Origin of the sequence: Amycolatopsis sp. MtRt-6, assembly GCF_017308975.1 — a bacterium.
Lineage (GTDB): Bacteria > Actinomycetota > Actinomycetes > Mycobacteriales > Pseudonocardiaceae > Amycolatopsis.
Map to the genome: position 1 here is coordinate 252,272 of NZ_JADWPD010000002.1, position 15,269 is coordinate 267,540.

The following is a 15,269-nucleotide window of genomic DNA, read 5'->3' on the forward strand; positions in this document are numbered from 1 at the left end:
CGCTACCGGATCCGCAGCTTCCGCATCAGCTTCAGCCCGGACAGCATGCTCTCCACGTACTTCTCGTACGCCTGCCCCGGCCGCGGCCCCATGACCTGCTTCTTCAGCACCGCCAGGTTCTTCACGTCCGTGTACTTCAGCAACCCCTGGTCACCGTGCCGAGCCCCGACGCCGGAGTTCTTCACCCCGCCGGACGGCGTCCCCTTGGCCGCGTAAGCCGTCGCGAGGACGTCGTTCACGTTCACGTTGCCGGACTCGATCCGGGCCGCCACCGCGCGGGCCGCCGTGACGTCGGTGCTCCAGACCGACGCGTTGAGGCCGTAGTCCGTGTCGTTGGCCAGTGCCACCGCTTCGTCGACCGTGCGGTAGCTGTGCAGCGCCACCACCGGGCCGAACGTTTCCGTCACGCCGCAGACCATGTCCGCCGTGACGCCCTCGAGGATCGTCGGCTCGAAGAACGCCGGGCCGAGGTCGGGGCGCGGCTTGCCGCCGCACAGGACCGTGGCGCCCTTCGCCACCGCATCGTCCACATGGGACTTCACCCGGCGCATGTGGTCGACCGAGACCAGGGAGCCCATGTCGGGGCCGAAGTCGTAGGCCGCGCGGACGTCGAGGGCCGACGTCGCCGCCACGAAGGCCGTCTTGAACTCCTCGTACCGGGACTCCGGCAGGTAGATCCGCTCGATGTGCATGCAGATCTGGCCCGTGTTGCCGAACGCGCCGAAGATCGCGCCCTTCACCGCCTCCGGAACGTCAGCGTCCGGGAGGACGATCATCGGGTTCTTGCCGCCGAGCTCCAGGCAGCAGCCGATGAGGTTGCGGCCCGCCCGCTCGCCGATCACCCGGCCGGTCGCCGTCGAGCCGGTGAACATGATGTAGTCCGCGTGGTCGATCAGCGTGGGGCCGACGTCCGGCCCCTCGCCGCAGACCACCTGGAACAGCCCTTCCGGCAGGCCCGCCTGCTCCAGCAGCCGGATGCCGTAGAGCGGCGAGAGCGCCGTCTTGTTGTCCGGCTTCAGCACCACCGCGTTGCCCGCCATCAGCGCCGGCACGGCGTCGGAAACGCCGGTGGCGAACGGGAAGTTCCACGGCGCGATGATGCCGACGACCCCCTTGGGCAGCCGGACCTCGGTCGACGTCGTCAGCAGCGGCACCGGGCCGCCGCGCCTGGTCGGCGCCAGCAGTCGCGCCGCCCGCTTCAGGTAGTGGCTCATCACCATCGGCGGGTCGCAGGTCTCCTCGATCGCCATCCGCCGGTTCTTGCCGCTCTCGACCTGGATCAGGTCGGCGACGGTCCGCGCCTGCTCGACGAACAGCGCGTGCGCCCGGTCGAACACCGCCAGCCGCTCCTTGACCGGCGTGGCCGCCCACTTGCGCTGGGCCTCGCGCGCGACGGCGAACGCCCGCTCGATGTCCTCCGGTGTCGACTGCGGCAGCTCGACGAGCACGTCACCGGTGTAGACCTCGGTGAGCTTCCAGGTCGCCCCGGCCGAGCCCGGCACCCGCGCCACGAGCTGCCGCAGGAACGCGTCGGTGACCGACGCCGGACGGGTGAGTTCGAGCGGCGTGAGCGTCATGACCGGCTCCCGAGGACGAGCTGGGCGCCCATTTCCCCGATCATGATGCAGGGCGCGTTGGTGTTGCCGCCGGTGATCGACGGCATGATCGAGGCGTCGCAGACCCGCAGGCCCTCGACGCCGCGCACCCGCAGGTCGGGTTCGACGACGGCGAGCTCGTCGACGCCCATCCGGCAGGTGCCGACGCCGTGGTAGACCGACGTCGCGCGGTTGAGGATCGCGTCGCGCAGTGCCTGCCCCTGCAGGCCCGCGCCCGGGTGGATCTCCTCCTTGACCGCGCCCTTGAACGCCTTCGACGCGAAGATCTCGCGCACCATTTCCGAGCCTTCGCCGAGCAGCTCCAGGTCGGCCGGGTCGGACAGGTACTGGAAGTCGATGACCGGCGCGGCGGCGGGATCGGCCGAGGCGAGCCGCAGCGTGCCGCGGCTCTTCGGGTAGATGAGCGTCGTCAGCACGGTGAGCGCGGGGCGCTTGTCGACGTCGTGCCGGATCGGCGCGTCCTGGTTGGGCGACACGTACGCCCACGGCAGCAGGTGCAGCTGCAGGTCGGGGATCGCGCCGGCCTGCGACGTCCGCAGGAACGCGACCGCCTCGAACACCGAGTTCGCCAGGAACGTGGTGCCCGGGCGCAGCAGCTCCCGGGCCAGCCCGCGGGCGAAGTACGGGGCGGTGCCCTTGTTCTTGCTGGTCGTCACGTGGAACGTCAGCGCGTGGAACATGTGGTCGTGCATGTTGTCGCCCACCGGCAGATCCGCGACGACGTCGATGCCGTGTTCCTTGAGGTGCTCGGCGTGGCCGATGCCGGAGAGCATGAGCAGCTGCGCGGAGCCGATGACGCCGGCGGAGAGGATGACCTCCTTGCCGGCGCGGATGGTGCGCCGGCGGCCGCGGTCGAGGACCTCGACGCCGACGGCGCGGCCGTTCTCGATGAGGACCTTCTCGACCACCACCCGGTCCTGCAGCTGCAGCGTCGAGGGCGCGAGGTGGTGGATGTAGCCGCGCGAGGCGCTGTAGCGCAGGCCGTCGGCGGCGTTCTGCTGCATCCGGCTGACGCCTTCTTGGGACTCGGCGTTGTAGTCGTCGAGGATCTTGCAGCCGAGCGCGTCGGCGGTGGCGTCGACGAACTGGAGCGAGCCCTCTTGGGGGTTCTTCGCGCGGGTGACGCGGATCGGCCCGCCGGCGCCGCGGAAGGCGTTCTCGCCGTCTTCGAAGTCCTCCATGCGCTTGTAGGCGGCGTTGACGCTGTCGGCGTCCCAGCCGGTGTTGCCCTCTTCGGCCCAGGAGTCGAAGTTGGCGCGGTTGCCGCGGACGTAGACCATGCCGTTGATGGAGCTGGAGCCGCCGACGACCCGGCCGCGCGGCACCGGCATCCGCCGATCGAGAACGTGTTTCTGCGGGACGCCGTAGAAGCCCCAGTCGAGCGGCTTCTTGAGCTGCGGCACGGCGTGCATCGGCCCGACGAGCCCGGGTTTCTTGACGAGCAGCTGCTCGTCGCTCTTCCCGGCTTCGAGGACGATCACGCTGGCCCCGGCCTGTGCCAGCCGCCCCGCGATCGCTGCCCCGGAGCTCCCCGACCCGACGACGACGTAATCGGCCTCGTCGCCGCGCGCCGCCCTTTTCGCCATGTCCGCTCCTCGCTACGACCGGCCACTAGAACTGTAACGTGTTCTAGTTCGAGCCAACCGTATAGCGCGGACCCTGGGGAGCGCAACGGCCCGGCGTCGTCAGCCCCAGGTGAGGAAGCGGTAGTGCAGGCCGGTCGACGACTCCAGCCACTCCCCCACCGACTCCGGCGGCCGCCCCACTTCCGGCGCGTGGGTGTCGCCCTCGAAGGACTCCCGCAGCTCGGTGACGACGATCCGGTCCGCGAACGGCAGCGCCGCCCGGTACACCGCCGCGCCGCCGATCACCCACAGGTCGCCGTCCACGGCCCCCACAGCGGCAGGCAGGTCCGCGAACGTCTCGACCCCGTCCTGCAGGGTCGCCGACAACACGAGGTTGCGCCGCCCCGGCAGCGGCCGGAACCGCGGCGGCAGCGACTCCCACGTCCGGCGGCCCATCAGCACCGCCGCGCCCGAGGTCAGCGTGCGAAAGTGCTTGAGGTCTTCCGGCAGATGCCACGGCAGCGCGCCGTCGCGCCCGATGACGCCGTTCGCGGCTTGGGCCCAGACCAGCCCGATCACACCGCCACCGGCGCCTTGATGCCCGGGTGCGGGTCGTAGCCATCGAGGGCGAAGTCCTCGTAGACGTAGTCGAACAGGCTGTCCGCCGGCTTCAGGTCCAACGTGGGGAACGGGCGCGCGTCGCGCGCGAGCTGCGTGCGGACCTGCTCTTCGTGGTTGTCGTAGATGTGGCAGTCGCCGCCCGTCCAGATGAAGTCGCCGACGCCGAGGCCGACCTGCGCGGCGATCATGTGTGTCAGCAGCGCGTAGCTGGCGATGTTGAACGGCACGCCGAGGAAGAGGTCCGCACTGCGCTGGTACAGCTGGCAGGACAGCTCGCCGTCGGCGACGTAGAACTGGAAGAACGCGTGGCACGGCGGCAACGCCATGCGCGGGATGTCGGCGACGTTCCACGCGGAGACGATGATCCGCCGCGAGTCCGGGTTCTCACGCAGCGTGCGCAGCACCTCGGCGATCTGGTCGACGTGTCCGCCGTCCGGGGTCGGCCACGACCGCCACTGCACGCCGTAGACCGGGCCCAGGTCGCCGTCCGGCGCCGCCCACTCGTCCCAGATCGTGACGCCGTGCTCCCGCAGCCACGACACGTTCGCGTCGCCACGCAGGAACCACAGCAGCTCGTAGGCGATCGACCGGAAGTGGACTTTCTTCGTGGTGATCAGGGGAAAACCCTCGGACAGGCGATACCGCAGCTGGTGCCCGAAGATCGACCTCGTGCCCGTGCCGGTACGGTCGCCCTTGCGGGTGCCCGTGTCGAGGACGTGGCGGAGGAGGTCTTCGTACTGGGTATCCGGCATGTCCGGGAGCCTAAGCCATACCCGCTGACTCAGCGTGAACCCCCGGACGGCCGACACGCACGAGTTCTTAACTTGACCCATTCCAGAAAAGGCCCTAGGGTCGGCGGCGATGTCAGACTTCGAAGCACAGCTGCGGGCGGTCTCGCTGCGGGTCACGCGACCCCGGCTGGCCGTGCTGTCCGCGCTGCGCGACCATCCCCACGTCGACACCGAAACGGTGATCGACCTGGTGCGGGCCGAGCAACCGACGGTTTCGCACCAGACGATCTACGACGTGCTGCGGGCGCTCACCGAAACCGGGCTGATCCGGCGCATCCAGCCGGCCGGTGCGAACGCCCGCTACGAGGCACGGGTGGGTGACAACCACCACCACGTCGTGTGCCGTTCGTGCGGGGCGATAGCCGACGTCGACTGCGCCGTCGGCCACACCCCCTGTCTCACCGCTTCGGACGACCACGGTTTCGTGATCGACCAAGCGGAGGTCGTCTACTGGGGCACCTGCCCCGACTGCGCGGCCGACCGTCCCCGAAATGATTCGCCGCTCCCGGAAGGAAGTAAATGAGCTCCACCCAGGACAACCCGTCCAGCGCGCAGGGCGTGGACAAGAAGGCGGCGGCCGGTTGCCCGGTCGCGCACGACTCGGTGACTTCGCAGGGCAGCGAGAGCGAGAACCCGGCGATCGACTCGCCGGCCCCCAAGACGGGCGGGCGTCCGCGCACTCTCCAGGACTGGTGGCCCAACCAGCTCGACCTCAGCCCGCTGCGCGCGCACTCGTCGAAGAGCAACCCGCTCGGGGAGAAGTTCGAGTACGCCAAGGAGTTCGCGAAGCTCGACGTCGAGGCCCTCAAGCGGGACATCACCGAGGTGCTCACCACCTCGCAGGACTGGTGGCCCGCCGACTTCGGCCACTACGGCGGCCTGATGATCCGGATGAGCTGGCACGCGGCGGGCACCTACCGCATCTACGACGGCCGCGGCGGCGCCGGTGACGGTGGCCAGCGGTTCGCCCCGCTGAACAGCTGGCCGGACAACGCCAACCTCGACAAGGCCCGCCGTCTCCTGTGGCCGGTCAAGCAGAAGTACGGCCAGAAGATCTCGTGGGCCGACCTGCTCGTCCTGGCCGGCAACGTCGCCCTGGAATCGATGGGCTTCAAGACCTTCGGCTTCGGCTTCGGCCGCGTCGACACCTGGGAGCCCGAGGAGATCTTCTGGGGCCCGGAGGACGACTGGCTGGGCGACGAGCGCTACGCCAGCGACACCGAGATGGTGCCGGAGCTCGGCGCGACCGAGATGGGCCTCATCTACGTCAACCCCGAGGGTCCCCGCGGCAGCGCGGACTTCGAGGCCGCGGCGCACTTCATCCGCGAGACCTTCGGCCGGATGGCGATGAACGACGAGGAGACCGTCGCCCTCATCGCCGGTGGCCACACCTTCGGCAAGACCCACGGCGCCGGCGTGGCCGACGACCACGTGGGCCCGGAGCCGGAGGGTGCCCCGCTGGAGGCGCAGGGCCTCGGCTGGCTGAACACGCTCGGCAGCGGCAAGGGCCCGGACCAGATCACCAGTGGTCTCGAGGTCACCTGGACCGACAAGCCGACCGAGTGGAGCAACCGCTTCTTCGAGATCCTCTTCGGCTACGAGTGGGAGCTCACCACGAGCCCCGGCGGCGGCAAGCAGTACGTCGCCAAGGACGCGCCGGAGATCATCCCGGACCCGTTCGACCCGAACAAGAAGCACAAGCCGACGATGCTCACGACGGACCTGTCGCTGCGCTTCGACCCGATCTACGGCCCGATCTCGCGCCGGTTCCTGGAGAACCCGGACGAGTTCGCGCTGGCGTTCGCCAAGGCCTGGTACAAGCTGCTGCACCGTGACATGGGCCCGGTCAGCCGCTTCCTCGGCCCGTGGGTCGCCGAGCCGCAGCTGTGGCAGGACCCGGTCCCGGCCGTCGAGGGCGAGCTCGTCGGCGACGCCGACATCGCCGCCCTCAAGGCGAAGGTCCTCGACTCGGGGCTCTCCGTCTCGGAACTGGTCTCCACGGCGTGGGCCTCGGCCGCGAGCTTCCGCTCCACCGACAAGCGCGGTGGCGCGAACGGCGCACGCATCCGCCTGGAGCCGCAGCGCAACTGGGAGGTCAACCAGCCCGACCAGCTCGGCAAGGTCCTGGAGGTCCTCGAGGGCGTCCAGCGCGAGTTCAACGAGGCCGGCGGCGCGCAGATCTCGCTGGCCGACCTGATCGTGCTGGCCGGTTCGGCCGCCGTCGAGAAGGCGGCGCGCGACGCCGGCGTCGAGACGACCGTGCCGTTCCACCCGGGCCGCACCGACGCCTCGCAGGAGCAGACCGACGTCGAGTCGTTCAAGGTCCTCGAGCCGCGTGCCGACGGCTTCCGCAACTACCTGCGGGCGGGCGAGAAGCGCCAGCCGGAGGTGCTGCTGGTCGACCGCGCGTACATGCTCGACCTGACGGCGCCGGAGATGACGGTCCTGGTCGGCGGCCTGCGCGCGCTCGGCACGAACCACGGCGGCGCGGCGCACGGCGTCCTCACCGACCAGCCGGGCGTGCTCACCAACGACTTCTTCGCCAACCTGCTCGCGCCGGGCACCAAGTGGAAGGCGTCGGAGTCCGCGGAGAACGTCTACGAGATCCGCGACGTGACGACCGACGAGGTGAAGTGGACCGCCACCGCGGTCGACCTGATCTTCGGTTCGAACTCGCAGCTGCGGGCGCTGGCCGAGGTCTACGCCAGCGACGACGCCCGCGAGAAGTTCGTGGCCGACTTCGTGGCCGCGTGGACGAAGGTCATGGAGCTGGACCGCTTCGACCTCGCCTGATATCGACACCGACGGGCCCGGCCGAGCTTCGGCCGGGCCCGTTCGGCTGTTCAGCGCCAGCCCAGCTCCGGGGCCACGTGCTGCACGATGTTCTCCAGCACGTGCGCGTTGTAGTCCACCCCGAGCTGGTTCGGGATGGTCAGCAGCAGGGTGTCCGCGGCCTGGATGGCCTCGTCCTCCTTGAGCTGCCGCACGAGCTCGTCGGGCTCCCCGGCGTACGACCGGCCGAAGATCGCCCGGGTGTTCTCGTCGATCATGCCGACCTGGTCGCGCGAGTGGCGGTCGCGGCCGAAGTACGCGCGGTCGGTGTCGTTCGTCAGCGCGAAGATGCTGCGGCTGACCGAAACCCGCGGCTCACGCTCGTGGCCGGCGGCCGTCCACGCCTCGCGGTAGGCCTCGATCTGCTTGCGCTGCTGGACGTGCAGCGGTTCGCCTGTCTCGTCGTCCTTGAGCGTCGAGCTCTGCAGGTTCATGCCCAGCTTCGCGGCCCAGACGCTCGTCGCGTTCGAGCCGGAGCCCCACCAGATGCGGTCGCGCAGGCCTTCGGAGTGCGGTTCGAGCCGCAGGAGGCCCGGCGGGTTGGCGAACATCGGCCGCGGGTTCGGCTGCGCGAAGCCTTCGCCGTCGAGGAGCTTGAGGAACACCTCGGTGTGCTGCCGGGCCATGTCGGCGTCCGTCTCGCCCTCGCCCGGGGCGTACCCGAAGTAACGCCAGCCGTCGATGACCTGCTCGGGGGATCCCCGGCTGATGCCGAGCTGGAGCCGGCCGCCGGAGATCAGGTCGGCGGCGCCCGCGTTCTCGATCATGTACAGCGGGTTCTCGTAGCGCATGTCGATCACGCCGGTGCCGATCTCGATCTTCGACGTCCGCGCGCCGATCGCCGACAGCAGCGGGAACGGGCTGCCCGCCTGCCGCGCGAAGTGGTGCACGCGGAAGTACGCGCCGTCCACGCCGAGCTCCTCGGCGGCCACCGCCAGGTCGATCGACTGGTGCAGGAAGTCGGCGGCCGACCTGGTCTCGGAGTGGGCGCCCGCCGACCAGTGGCCGAACGAGAGGAAGCCAATCTTCTTCACGCCACCTCAGACGTCCGGCGGCCGCGAATGATTCCCGGGTGTGATCCGGTCGCTCGCTCGTTCCGGTGAATCGCTGCCCGGGTCCGGCCGGGCCGGGTACCCCGCCGGAAACGAGGAGGAGACGCATGCCCGACAACGACCTCACCGGATTCCTGATCATCGGCCTGATCTTCGTGGTGGCCGACGGCCAGGTCCTCTACCGCGGCGGCCGTCGCTACCTGAGCGGACCGGACGGCGAGGACGGCACCGGCTCGATGGCGTGGATGGTGGTCACCGTCTTCCACCTGGTCTCGTTCGGCGTGCTCGCCCTGCTCTCGGTGGTCGGCCCGCAGTGGTCGGGCTCGACGGCCGCGCTGGTCGGCCGGCTCGGCATCTTCCTCCTGCTCATGGCCGTGGCCCACGTGCTCACGCTGGCCGTGCTCGCCCGCCGCCGGCAGGACCGGATCGTCGAGAACCACTTCCAGGAGCGGGAAGCCGGCACCGAAACCTTCGTCCGGCCCGGCACCGAGGTGGTCGTCGAGCCGGCGGCGACGGACCCGGCGTGGCACCCCGCCGTCACCCCGGTACCCGGCCAGGACGGCCCGCGGCCGCGGGTGAGCCCCGATCTCGGCAACCACGGCCCGTACCGCACCTGACCTGCCCCTTCGGCGTTCACCGGATCGAAGGAACCCTCCGGCGAGCCGCCGTTTTCGCGCTGCTGCCGCCGCGCCCGCCGTGTTTTGATCTTGCCCGGCCGGTGCGCGAGGGAGGAAACTGCGGTGCGAACGTCTCGAGCAGGGCTGGTGGCGGCTGTCTCGGTCCTGGTGGTGGCCACGGCGCCCGCCGCCGCGACCACGCCCGACCCGCTCGCGCCGTACCGCGGCCAGCAGGTCGCCTGGGGTGCCTGCCCCTTCAAGCAGCGGGCCCAGCCCCCGCAGGCCGAATGCGCGCGGATCACCGTCCCGCGGGACTGGGCGGCTCCGTCGGCCGGCACCGACCTGCAGGTGGCCATCAGCCGCGTGAAGGCCACCGGCACCCGGCAGGGCGCGATCCTCGTCAACCCCGGCGGGCCCGGCGGCCGCGGCACGGCGCTCGCCGGCGCGCTGGCCGGCCTCCAGCCGTCGGTGAACGAGCACTACGACATCGTCGGCATGGACCCGCGCGGCACCGGCCAGGAAGGCGGCACCGACGCCGGGTACGTGTGCCGGGTGCCGCTGGGGCGGCTGCCCGCGGACGACAACCTCGACGCCCGCGACCGCTCGGCGGCCAGCATCGCGCTGCACCAGCGGACGCCGCGCGTGCTGGCCGAGGCGTGCCAGAGCGACGCGCTCGCGCCGTTCATCACCACCTGGCAGACCGCGCACGACATGGACCTGATCCGCACGCTGCTGGGTGACGAGAAGCTGAACTACCTCGGCTTCTCCTACGGGACCTGGCTCGGGGCGAAGTACGCGTCGCTGTTCCCGGACCGGGCCGGCAAGCTGGTCCTCGACTCCAGCGTCAACTTCGAAGGCCGCCTCCAGGCCGCGTTCGAGGCGTTCCCGAAGATCGACCAGCGCCAGTTCGACCGCGTCTACGCGCCGTGGCTGGCCCGCCGGTTCCCGGAGCAGCTCGGCAAGACTGCCACGGAGGTCCGGGCCAAGTGGGAGCGGCTGCGCGTCTTCTTCAAGGAGCAGGGCGTGCCGCCGGACGTCTTCGACTCGGTCTTCGTCGGCAACGGCAGCACCCGGCAGTGGATGACCGGCGCGCTGATCCTCACCAAGGGCGCGGCGGCGCTCGACGGCAAGGCCACGCCGCCGCCCGTCGCGCTGCGCGGCGACCTCGACCGGGCCTCGCGAGCCGTCTTCGGGCGTCCGGCGGACCGGCTGACCGCCGCCGACGTGGCGGCGGACCCGCCGGAGCCCGACTACGCCGACGTCCCGGGTACCCGGCTGGCCGTGGCGTGCGGCGACCAGCCGACGCGGACGGCGAGCTGGTACAAGCTGCTCAGCGACCTGCAGGGACCGGCCTACCCGCTGTTCGGCTGGGCGTACGGCCTCAGCGAGGCGTGCGGCTTCTGGTCCGACCCGCCCCGGAACGAGCTGCCGAGGCTCTCCCCGCGGGCGGCGAAGAACATCCTGGTGGTGCAAGGCGAGTTCGATCCGCAGACCGGCTACGAGCAGGCCGAGGCGGGCGCGCGGGCGGCCGGCATCCCGATGATCTCGGTGGCGGATTCGCCCTTCCACGGCCAGTACGCGGTGAGCGGCAATTCCTGTGTGGACAAACTGGTGAACGGCTTCTTCCTCGGCGGCGCGCGGCCCGCGGCCACCATCTGCCCCGGCGTGCCGCTGCCCGGCGAGCGCGAGGTCTACCCGGTGCCAGGCCCGGCGGGCGAGCCGTCGCAGCCGGCCGCGCCCGCGCCCCGGGACGCCGACTCGCCGGTGCGCGAGCGGCTCCAGGACGACATCAGCGCGGTCAACCGCGGCCGCTGATCCGGTAGGCCACGCCGAGCCGGTCGAGGTCCTCGAGGTCTTCGGGGTAGAGGCCCCGGCCGGTGAACCGCTCGACCGCGACCAGGCACTTTTCGGTGCGGTCGCGGTAGTCCCGCAGGTCGAGACCCGCCAGCGCCGCGCCGACCTCCTCGTCCGCGGACGGCTCGCCCAGGCCCGGCTCGAACGAAGCGAGGACTTCGCCCGCGCGCGCGAAGGACAGGCGCGTCAGGGCGTTGACGTTCCAGAACATGCTCGCCGCCCGGCCGGCGCGGGACGCCGCGGTGAGCACGGGCGCGCGGGAGCCGTAGAAGCCGTTTTCCTCGATCGCCACCACGACCCCGTCGAGGTCCAGGACCTCCACCCACGGATCGCCGTACGCCTCGCGCAGCTCCTCCGCCGGCTCGGGGCGGGCCGGATCCGCGCCGAACGCGCGGACGACCTCCTCGGCGGACAGGCCGGTGGCCACCGTGACCGTCGCCGCGACCGTCAGCCGGGACCGGCCGATCCAGCGGTAGGCCACCTCGGGCCGGTCCACCACCGGCGGCTCCGGCTCGCCGCGCAGGCGGTGGCCGAGGCGGTCGGCCCGGGCGTGCACCACGGGCGGCTCGGGCGGCGCCGCCCAGATCCAGAGGTCGTAGCTTTCGGTCTCCGGGTCGTCGCGGCCATAGGCGTGCACGCGGACGCGGTAGTCGCCGGGCCACGGCGGCGTCGTCACGCGGACGCGGTGGTCGCCGGGCCACGACGGCGTCGCCGGCTCCTCCCCCACGCCGGCCGAGCCGTGCTTCGCGCGCCAGCTGAGGTCGACGACCTCTTCCCAGCCCAGGGTTTCCGCCGTCGCGGGCGGCTCGGCCAGCACCCGGATGCCGACCCGGACCGGGCCGTTCTCCGTACCGGTGCGGACGACCACGCCACCGTCCGCGGACTCCGCGAGGCCGTTGTCCGCGAAGCTGCCGAAGGCCGGGAAACCGCCTTCGGTCAGGGCGAAGACGTGGTCGCGGACCTCGACGGACGTGCTCCCGGACTGCGGCAGCCGGTACTCGGCCCGCTCCTTCTCCCGCAGCGCCGCCGCGTAGCCGTCGGGCATCGGTGCCGCGCGGAGCAGATTCGCCGCGACACCGAGCGCCGTCCCGACGATGCCGGCGACACCGGGGCTGCCGGCTTCGCGCGCGGCGATCGTGGCGGCCACCAGTGCGATCGCGAGGTGGTGGGCGCCGTGCGCGGCCGCGATCGCCGCTTCGTCGCCCTCGGCGGTCAGCGTTTCCCCGGCCACCAGACGCGCGGTCAGGTCCGCCACCAGGTCCAGGAGACCGGGCCGGAACTGGTGCAGCAGCCGCGTCTCCCGCAGGGCTTCCGCTTCGCTGTCCGAGGTGAGGAAGCCGAACGTGCCGTCCGGCGGCGGCTTCAGCTCGGACGCGACCGGAGGCGCCGGGACGTCGAGCGAACCCAGCGTCAGCTCGACCGCGCCGTGCACGCGCTCGACCACCCAGGCCGGCAGGGTCCGGAGCGACTTCAGCACCTCGGGCTCGGGGATGTCCGGGAACGTCCGGCGTTCCGGCTGGAACCGCAGGCGGCCCAGCGCGGCGGCGGGCGCGGGCGGGATCACGGCGCGGACGACCGGCACGGCGGCGGCCACGGCGGCAGCAAGGTTCTCCCCCATGCGCCCACTGTGCCAGAACCCGGCTCGTATCCGGCCGCGAGAGAAAATCTCCAGTGGCGAGGGTAGACATTCGCCTGCGAACGCGGGTAACGTTCTGGGTGTACCAGGAAAGACGAGAAAGGAAGGGAACGGGACCATCATGGATCGCCCGCAGCGGCCCGGTAGCGCCGCGCGGGTGCCGTAGGCCCATCGAGTTCGGAGGTGGTGCTCGGTCACGGATGCGCGATCCCCGCGTCACCCGGCGCAGTGCCGGACGCGGGAAGCCGGCGGTCACGCCGGCCGGAAATGGTGAAACCCAACCTTCGAGGACCCCGATCGCCGTGCGCACGGCGATCGGGGTCCTTCTGATGTGGAGGTGGAATGATCCCCGACGGGGAAAGACCGGCGGCGCCCGGAAAGTTCGACGACGAGCACTACCCCGGCTACACGATGGGCCGCGCCGCGGACATGCTGGGCACGACCCAGGCCTTCCTGCGCAGCCTCGGCGAAACGGGCCTGATCACCCCCCAGCGCTCGGCCGGCGGGCACCGGCGCTACTCGCGCCACCAGCTGCGCCTGGCCGCCCGGGTGCGCGAGCTGGTCGACCAGGGCACGGCCATCGACGCCGCCTGCCGCATCGTTTCCCTCGAAGACCAGCTCCACGAAGCGCGTCGCCTCAACCGGGCCCTCCAGGGGGAACCCGAAGGGTGAGTTCGTCCATAGTGGACGGAGAAGTCGCTTGCCGCCTGGCCCGTTCGGGGCGCGGCTGAGGCAGGCGGGAGTGGCCGCCCGGCACACACCCCTCTCCCCCTGCCACCGGATGTCCTCCTCTCTTTCTCAACTGCCAGGTTGACAACGACCGGCACGCGCTCTACCGTCTTATTCAACCGAAGAGTTGAGGAAGACCGGTGGACGAAGACAGCGAGCGGCTCAACCGGGTGTTCGCGGCACTGGCCGACCCGACCCGGCGTGACCTGGTGGCGCGCCTGGCCGGTGCGGACGCGACCGTGGGCGAACTGGCCGAGCCCTACGACATGAGCCTCCAGGCGGTCTCCAAGCACGTGAAAGTGCTGGAAGAGGCCGGACTGGTGACGCGCAGCAAGGACGCCCAGCGCCGTCCGGTCCACCTGGACGCGGAGGTGTTCGACCTGATGACCAAGTGGATCGAGCGGTACCGGCGGCAGGCCGAGGAGCGTTACCGACGCCTCGACGCCCTGCTGGGCCGCATGACCGGCGACGCAACCCGACCCCGGAAGGACGCATCATGACCATGGCGAAGCACGAAACCGAGATCCTGGCCGACGAAAAGGTCCCGACCATCCGGCTCGTCCGGGAGTTCGACGCCCCGCCCGCGCAGGTGTTCCGCGCGCACGTCGACCCGGAGCTGTACGCGCAGTGGGTCGGGCCGCACTCGGTCACCACGCGGATCACCCGGTGGGACGCGCGCACAGGCGGCGAATGGGCCTTCGCGAACGACCGCGACGGCGAGGAGATCGCCACGTTCCACGGCAGCTTCCACGAAGTGCGGCCGGACGAGCGGATCGTCTGGACGTTCACCTACGACGGCGAGCCCGACGGCGTCGCCCTGGAAACGCTGACCCTGGAGGAAATCGAGGGCGGGCGCACCCGGCTGCGGGTGCTGAGCGTGGTGCAGGACTTCGCGACCCGGGACGGCATGCTGGCCAGCGGCATGGAGGTCGGGATCAACGAGGGGTACGCCAAGCTCGACGCCCTGCTCGCGAAGGAAGCCTGATGACATCGCCGGCTCAGCAGCACGTCGCCGACGCCGCCCGCTTCACCGAGCTGGTCTCCTCGGCCGCCCCCGGCGACTGGGCGCGGCCGGCGCCGGTCGCGGGGTGGACGGCGCTCGACGTCGTGCGCCACCTCGTCGAGTGGCCGCGCGGCTTCCTCCGCGGCGCCGGGATCGAGCTGCCGGCCCTGGCCGTGGCCGCCGATCCGGCCGGGGCCTGGAAGCAGCACGTCGCCGACATCCAGGCCGTCCTCGACCACCCCGCCGGGCGGGTGCTCAGCAACCCGCACACCGGCGACCGGCCGGTGGACGCGGCGCTCGACCAGTTCTACACCGCGGACATCTGGCTGCATTCGTGGGATCTCGCCAAGGCGCTCGGCCGCGAGCCCGAGCTCGGCGAGGAGCGCTGCGCCGAGGCGTTGACGGCGATGCGTCCGATGGAGCAGGTGCTGCGCGACAGCGGCCAGTTCGGCCCGGCGGTGCCGGTCGACGACAGCGCGTCGGCGCAGGACAAGCTGATGGGCTTCCTCGGCCGCGACCCCGCCTGGCGGCCTTGAGGCCCGGCGGTCACGGCCACGTGCGAGCGAGCTCCTCGAACGTGGCCGGATCGCTGTGCACGGGCACCACGCACAGGAGGTGACCGCCGGGGGCGCGGAGCGTGTGGCACTCCAGCCATCGGGACACGGGCTCCGCGCCCAGCGCCGTCAAGCGCGCGACCTCCGCGGCGACGTCGTCGGTCTCGATGTCGACGTGGTAGCGGGGTGCGTCGTCGACGGCCTGGACGTCCATGGTCAACCCGGGCAGAGCGCCGTCCAGCGCGGTGAACTGCTCCTCGCCCGCCACCGGACGGGCCGTCGCGCCCAGCGCGGCCGCCCAGAAGGCCGCGGCCCGGCCGGCCTCGGCGGCGGGCGTGTCGACGAAGATCCCGAACATCCGGCTGCGGTGCACGGCCCCGAGGATAACCGACCGGGCAC

General features: G+C 71.5%; 15 protein-coding genes. 8 read left to right on the forward strand and 7 right to left on the reverse strand.

Annotated features, from left to right (window positions below; all coding sequences use genetic code 11):
- Positions 1-2 precede the first annotated feature (2 nt).
- The 4 genes from I4Q55_RS04785 to I4Q55_RS04800 form a co-directional block, all read right to left on the reverse strand.
- Entirely contained in the window at positions 3-1,577 is a 1,575-nt protein-coding gene (locus I4Q55_RS04785; protein ID WP_206784775.1) for a succinic semialdehyde dehydrogenase, read from the reverse strand.
- Positions 1,574-3,202: a GMC family oxidoreductase gene (locus tag I4Q55_RS04790; RefSeq protein ID WP_206784776.1), complete on the reverse strand. Its 1,629-nt coding sequence runs from the start codon at positions 3,200-3,202 to the stop codon at positions 1,574-1,576. Before I4Q55_RS04790 ends, I4Q55_RS04785 begins: the two co-directional genes overlap by 4 nt.
- A 99-nt stretch (positions 3,203-3,301) precedes the next feature.
- Positions 3,302-3,760 (reverse strand): dihydrofolate reductase, encoded by a 459-nt coding sequence (locus tag I4Q55_RS04795; protein ID WP_206784777.1) that lies wholly within the window; start codon positions 3,758-3,760, stop codon positions 3,302-3,304.
- Positions 3,757-4,554 (reverse strand): thymidylate synthase, encoded by a 798-nt coding sequence (locus I4Q55_RS04800; protein WP_206784778.1) that lies wholly within the window; start codon positions 4,552-4,554, stop codon positions 3,757-3,759. Before I4Q55_RS04800 ends, I4Q55_RS04795 begins: the two co-directional genes overlap by 4 nt.
- Positions 4,555-4,663: 109 nt before the next feature.
- Here I4Q55_RS04800 and I4Q55_RS04805 point away from each other — a divergent pair, with 109 nt between their 5' ends.
- Both I4Q55_RS04805 and katG read left to right on the forward strand, forming a co-directional pair.
- Positions 4,664-5,116 (forward strand): Fur family transcriptional regulator, encoded by a 453-nt coding sequence (locus I4Q55_RS04805; RefSeq protein ID WP_206784779.1) that lies wholly within the window; start codon positions 4,664-4,666, stop codon positions 5,114-5,116.
- Positions 5,113-7,386, forward strand: a complete 2,274-nt coding sequence (gene katG, locus I4Q55_RS04810) for a catalase/peroxidase HPI (RefSeq protein WP_206784780.1) — start codon at positions 5,113-5,115, stop codon at positions 7,384-7,386. The genes I4Q55_RS04805 and katG overlap by 4 nt, the downstream gene beginning before the upstream one ends.
- A 50-nt stretch (positions 7,387-7,436) precedes the next feature.
- Here the strand turns inward: katG and I4Q55_RS04815 are convergent, their stop codons facing one another.
- On the reverse strand, positions 7,437-8,459 hold the full coding sequence (locus tag I4Q55_RS04815) for an LLM class flavin-dependent oxidoreductase (protein WP_206784781.1): 1,023 nt from the start codon (positions 8,457-8,459) through the stop codon (positions 7,437-7,439).
- Between the two features lie 125 nt (positions 8,460-8,584).
- On the opposite strand from I4Q55_RS04815, the gene I4Q55_RS04820 reads away from it, so the two are divergent.
- On the forward strand, positions 8,585-9,094 hold the full coding sequence (locus I4Q55_RS04820; protein WP_206784782.1) for a hypothetical protein: 510 nt from the start codon (positions 8,585-8,587) through the stop codon (positions 9,092-9,094).
- 147 nt (positions 9,095-9,241) lie between these two features.
- Positions 9,242-10,909 carry an alpha/beta hydrolase gene (locus I4Q55_RS04825; RefSeq protein ID WP_307793111.1) on the forward strand — a complete coding sequence of 556 codons (1,668 nt, stop codon included), beginning with the start codon at positions 9,242-9,244 and terminating at the stop codon, positions 10,907-10,909.
- Here the strand turns inward: I4Q55_RS04825 and I4Q55_RS04830 are convergent.
- Positions 10,893-12,566, reverse strand: a complete 1,674-nt coding sequence (locus I4Q55_RS04830; RefSeq protein ID WP_206784784.1) for a DUF6461 domain-containing protein — start codon at positions 12,564-12,566, stop codon at positions 10,893-10,895. The two genes, I4Q55_RS04825 and I4Q55_RS04830, sit on opposite strands and share 17 nt — an antisense overlap.
- Positions 12,567-12,926: 360 nt before the next feature.
- Between I4Q55_RS04830 and I4Q55_RS04835 the strand changes: the two genes are divergently transcribed.
- From I4Q55_RS04835 to I4Q55_RS04850, 4 genes are all read left to right on the forward strand, one after another.
- Positions 12,927-13,256 (forward strand): helix-turn-helix domain-containing protein, encoded by a 330-nt coding sequence (locus tag I4Q55_RS04835; protein ID WP_206784785.1) that lies wholly within the window; start codon positions 12,927-12,929, stop codon positions 13,254-13,256.
- Between the two features lie 197 nt (positions 13,257-13,453).
- Positions 13,454-13,813: a helix-turn-helix transcriptional regulator gene (locus I4Q55_RS04840; RefSeq protein ID WP_206784786.1), complete on the forward strand. Its 360-nt coding sequence runs from the start codon at positions 13,454-13,456 to the stop codon at positions 13,811-13,813.
- Entirely contained in the window at positions 13,810-14,298 is a 489-nt protein-coding gene (locus I4Q55_RS04845; RefSeq protein ID WP_206784787.1) for an SRPBCC family protein, read from the forward strand. Before I4Q55_RS04840 ends, I4Q55_RS04845 begins: the two co-directional genes overlap by 4 nt.
- Positions 14,298-14,852, forward strand: coding sequence for a maleylpyruvate isomerase family mycothiol-dependent enzyme (locus I4Q55_RS04850; protein WP_206784788.1), 555 nt, complete (start codon positions 14,298-14,300; stop codon positions 14,850-14,852). Before I4Q55_RS04845 ends, I4Q55_RS04850 begins: the two co-directional genes overlap by 1 nt.
- Positions 14,853-14,862: 10 nt before the next feature.
- Here I4Q55_RS04850 and I4Q55_RS04855 read toward each other — a convergent pair whose 3' ends face one another.
- Positions 14,863-15,243, reverse strand: a complete 381-nt coding sequence (locus I4Q55_RS04855) for a VOC family protein (RefSeq protein ID WP_307793112.1) — start codon at positions 15,241-15,243, stop codon at positions 14,863-14,865.
- Between the last annotated feature and the right edge of the window lie 26 nt (positions 15,244-15,269).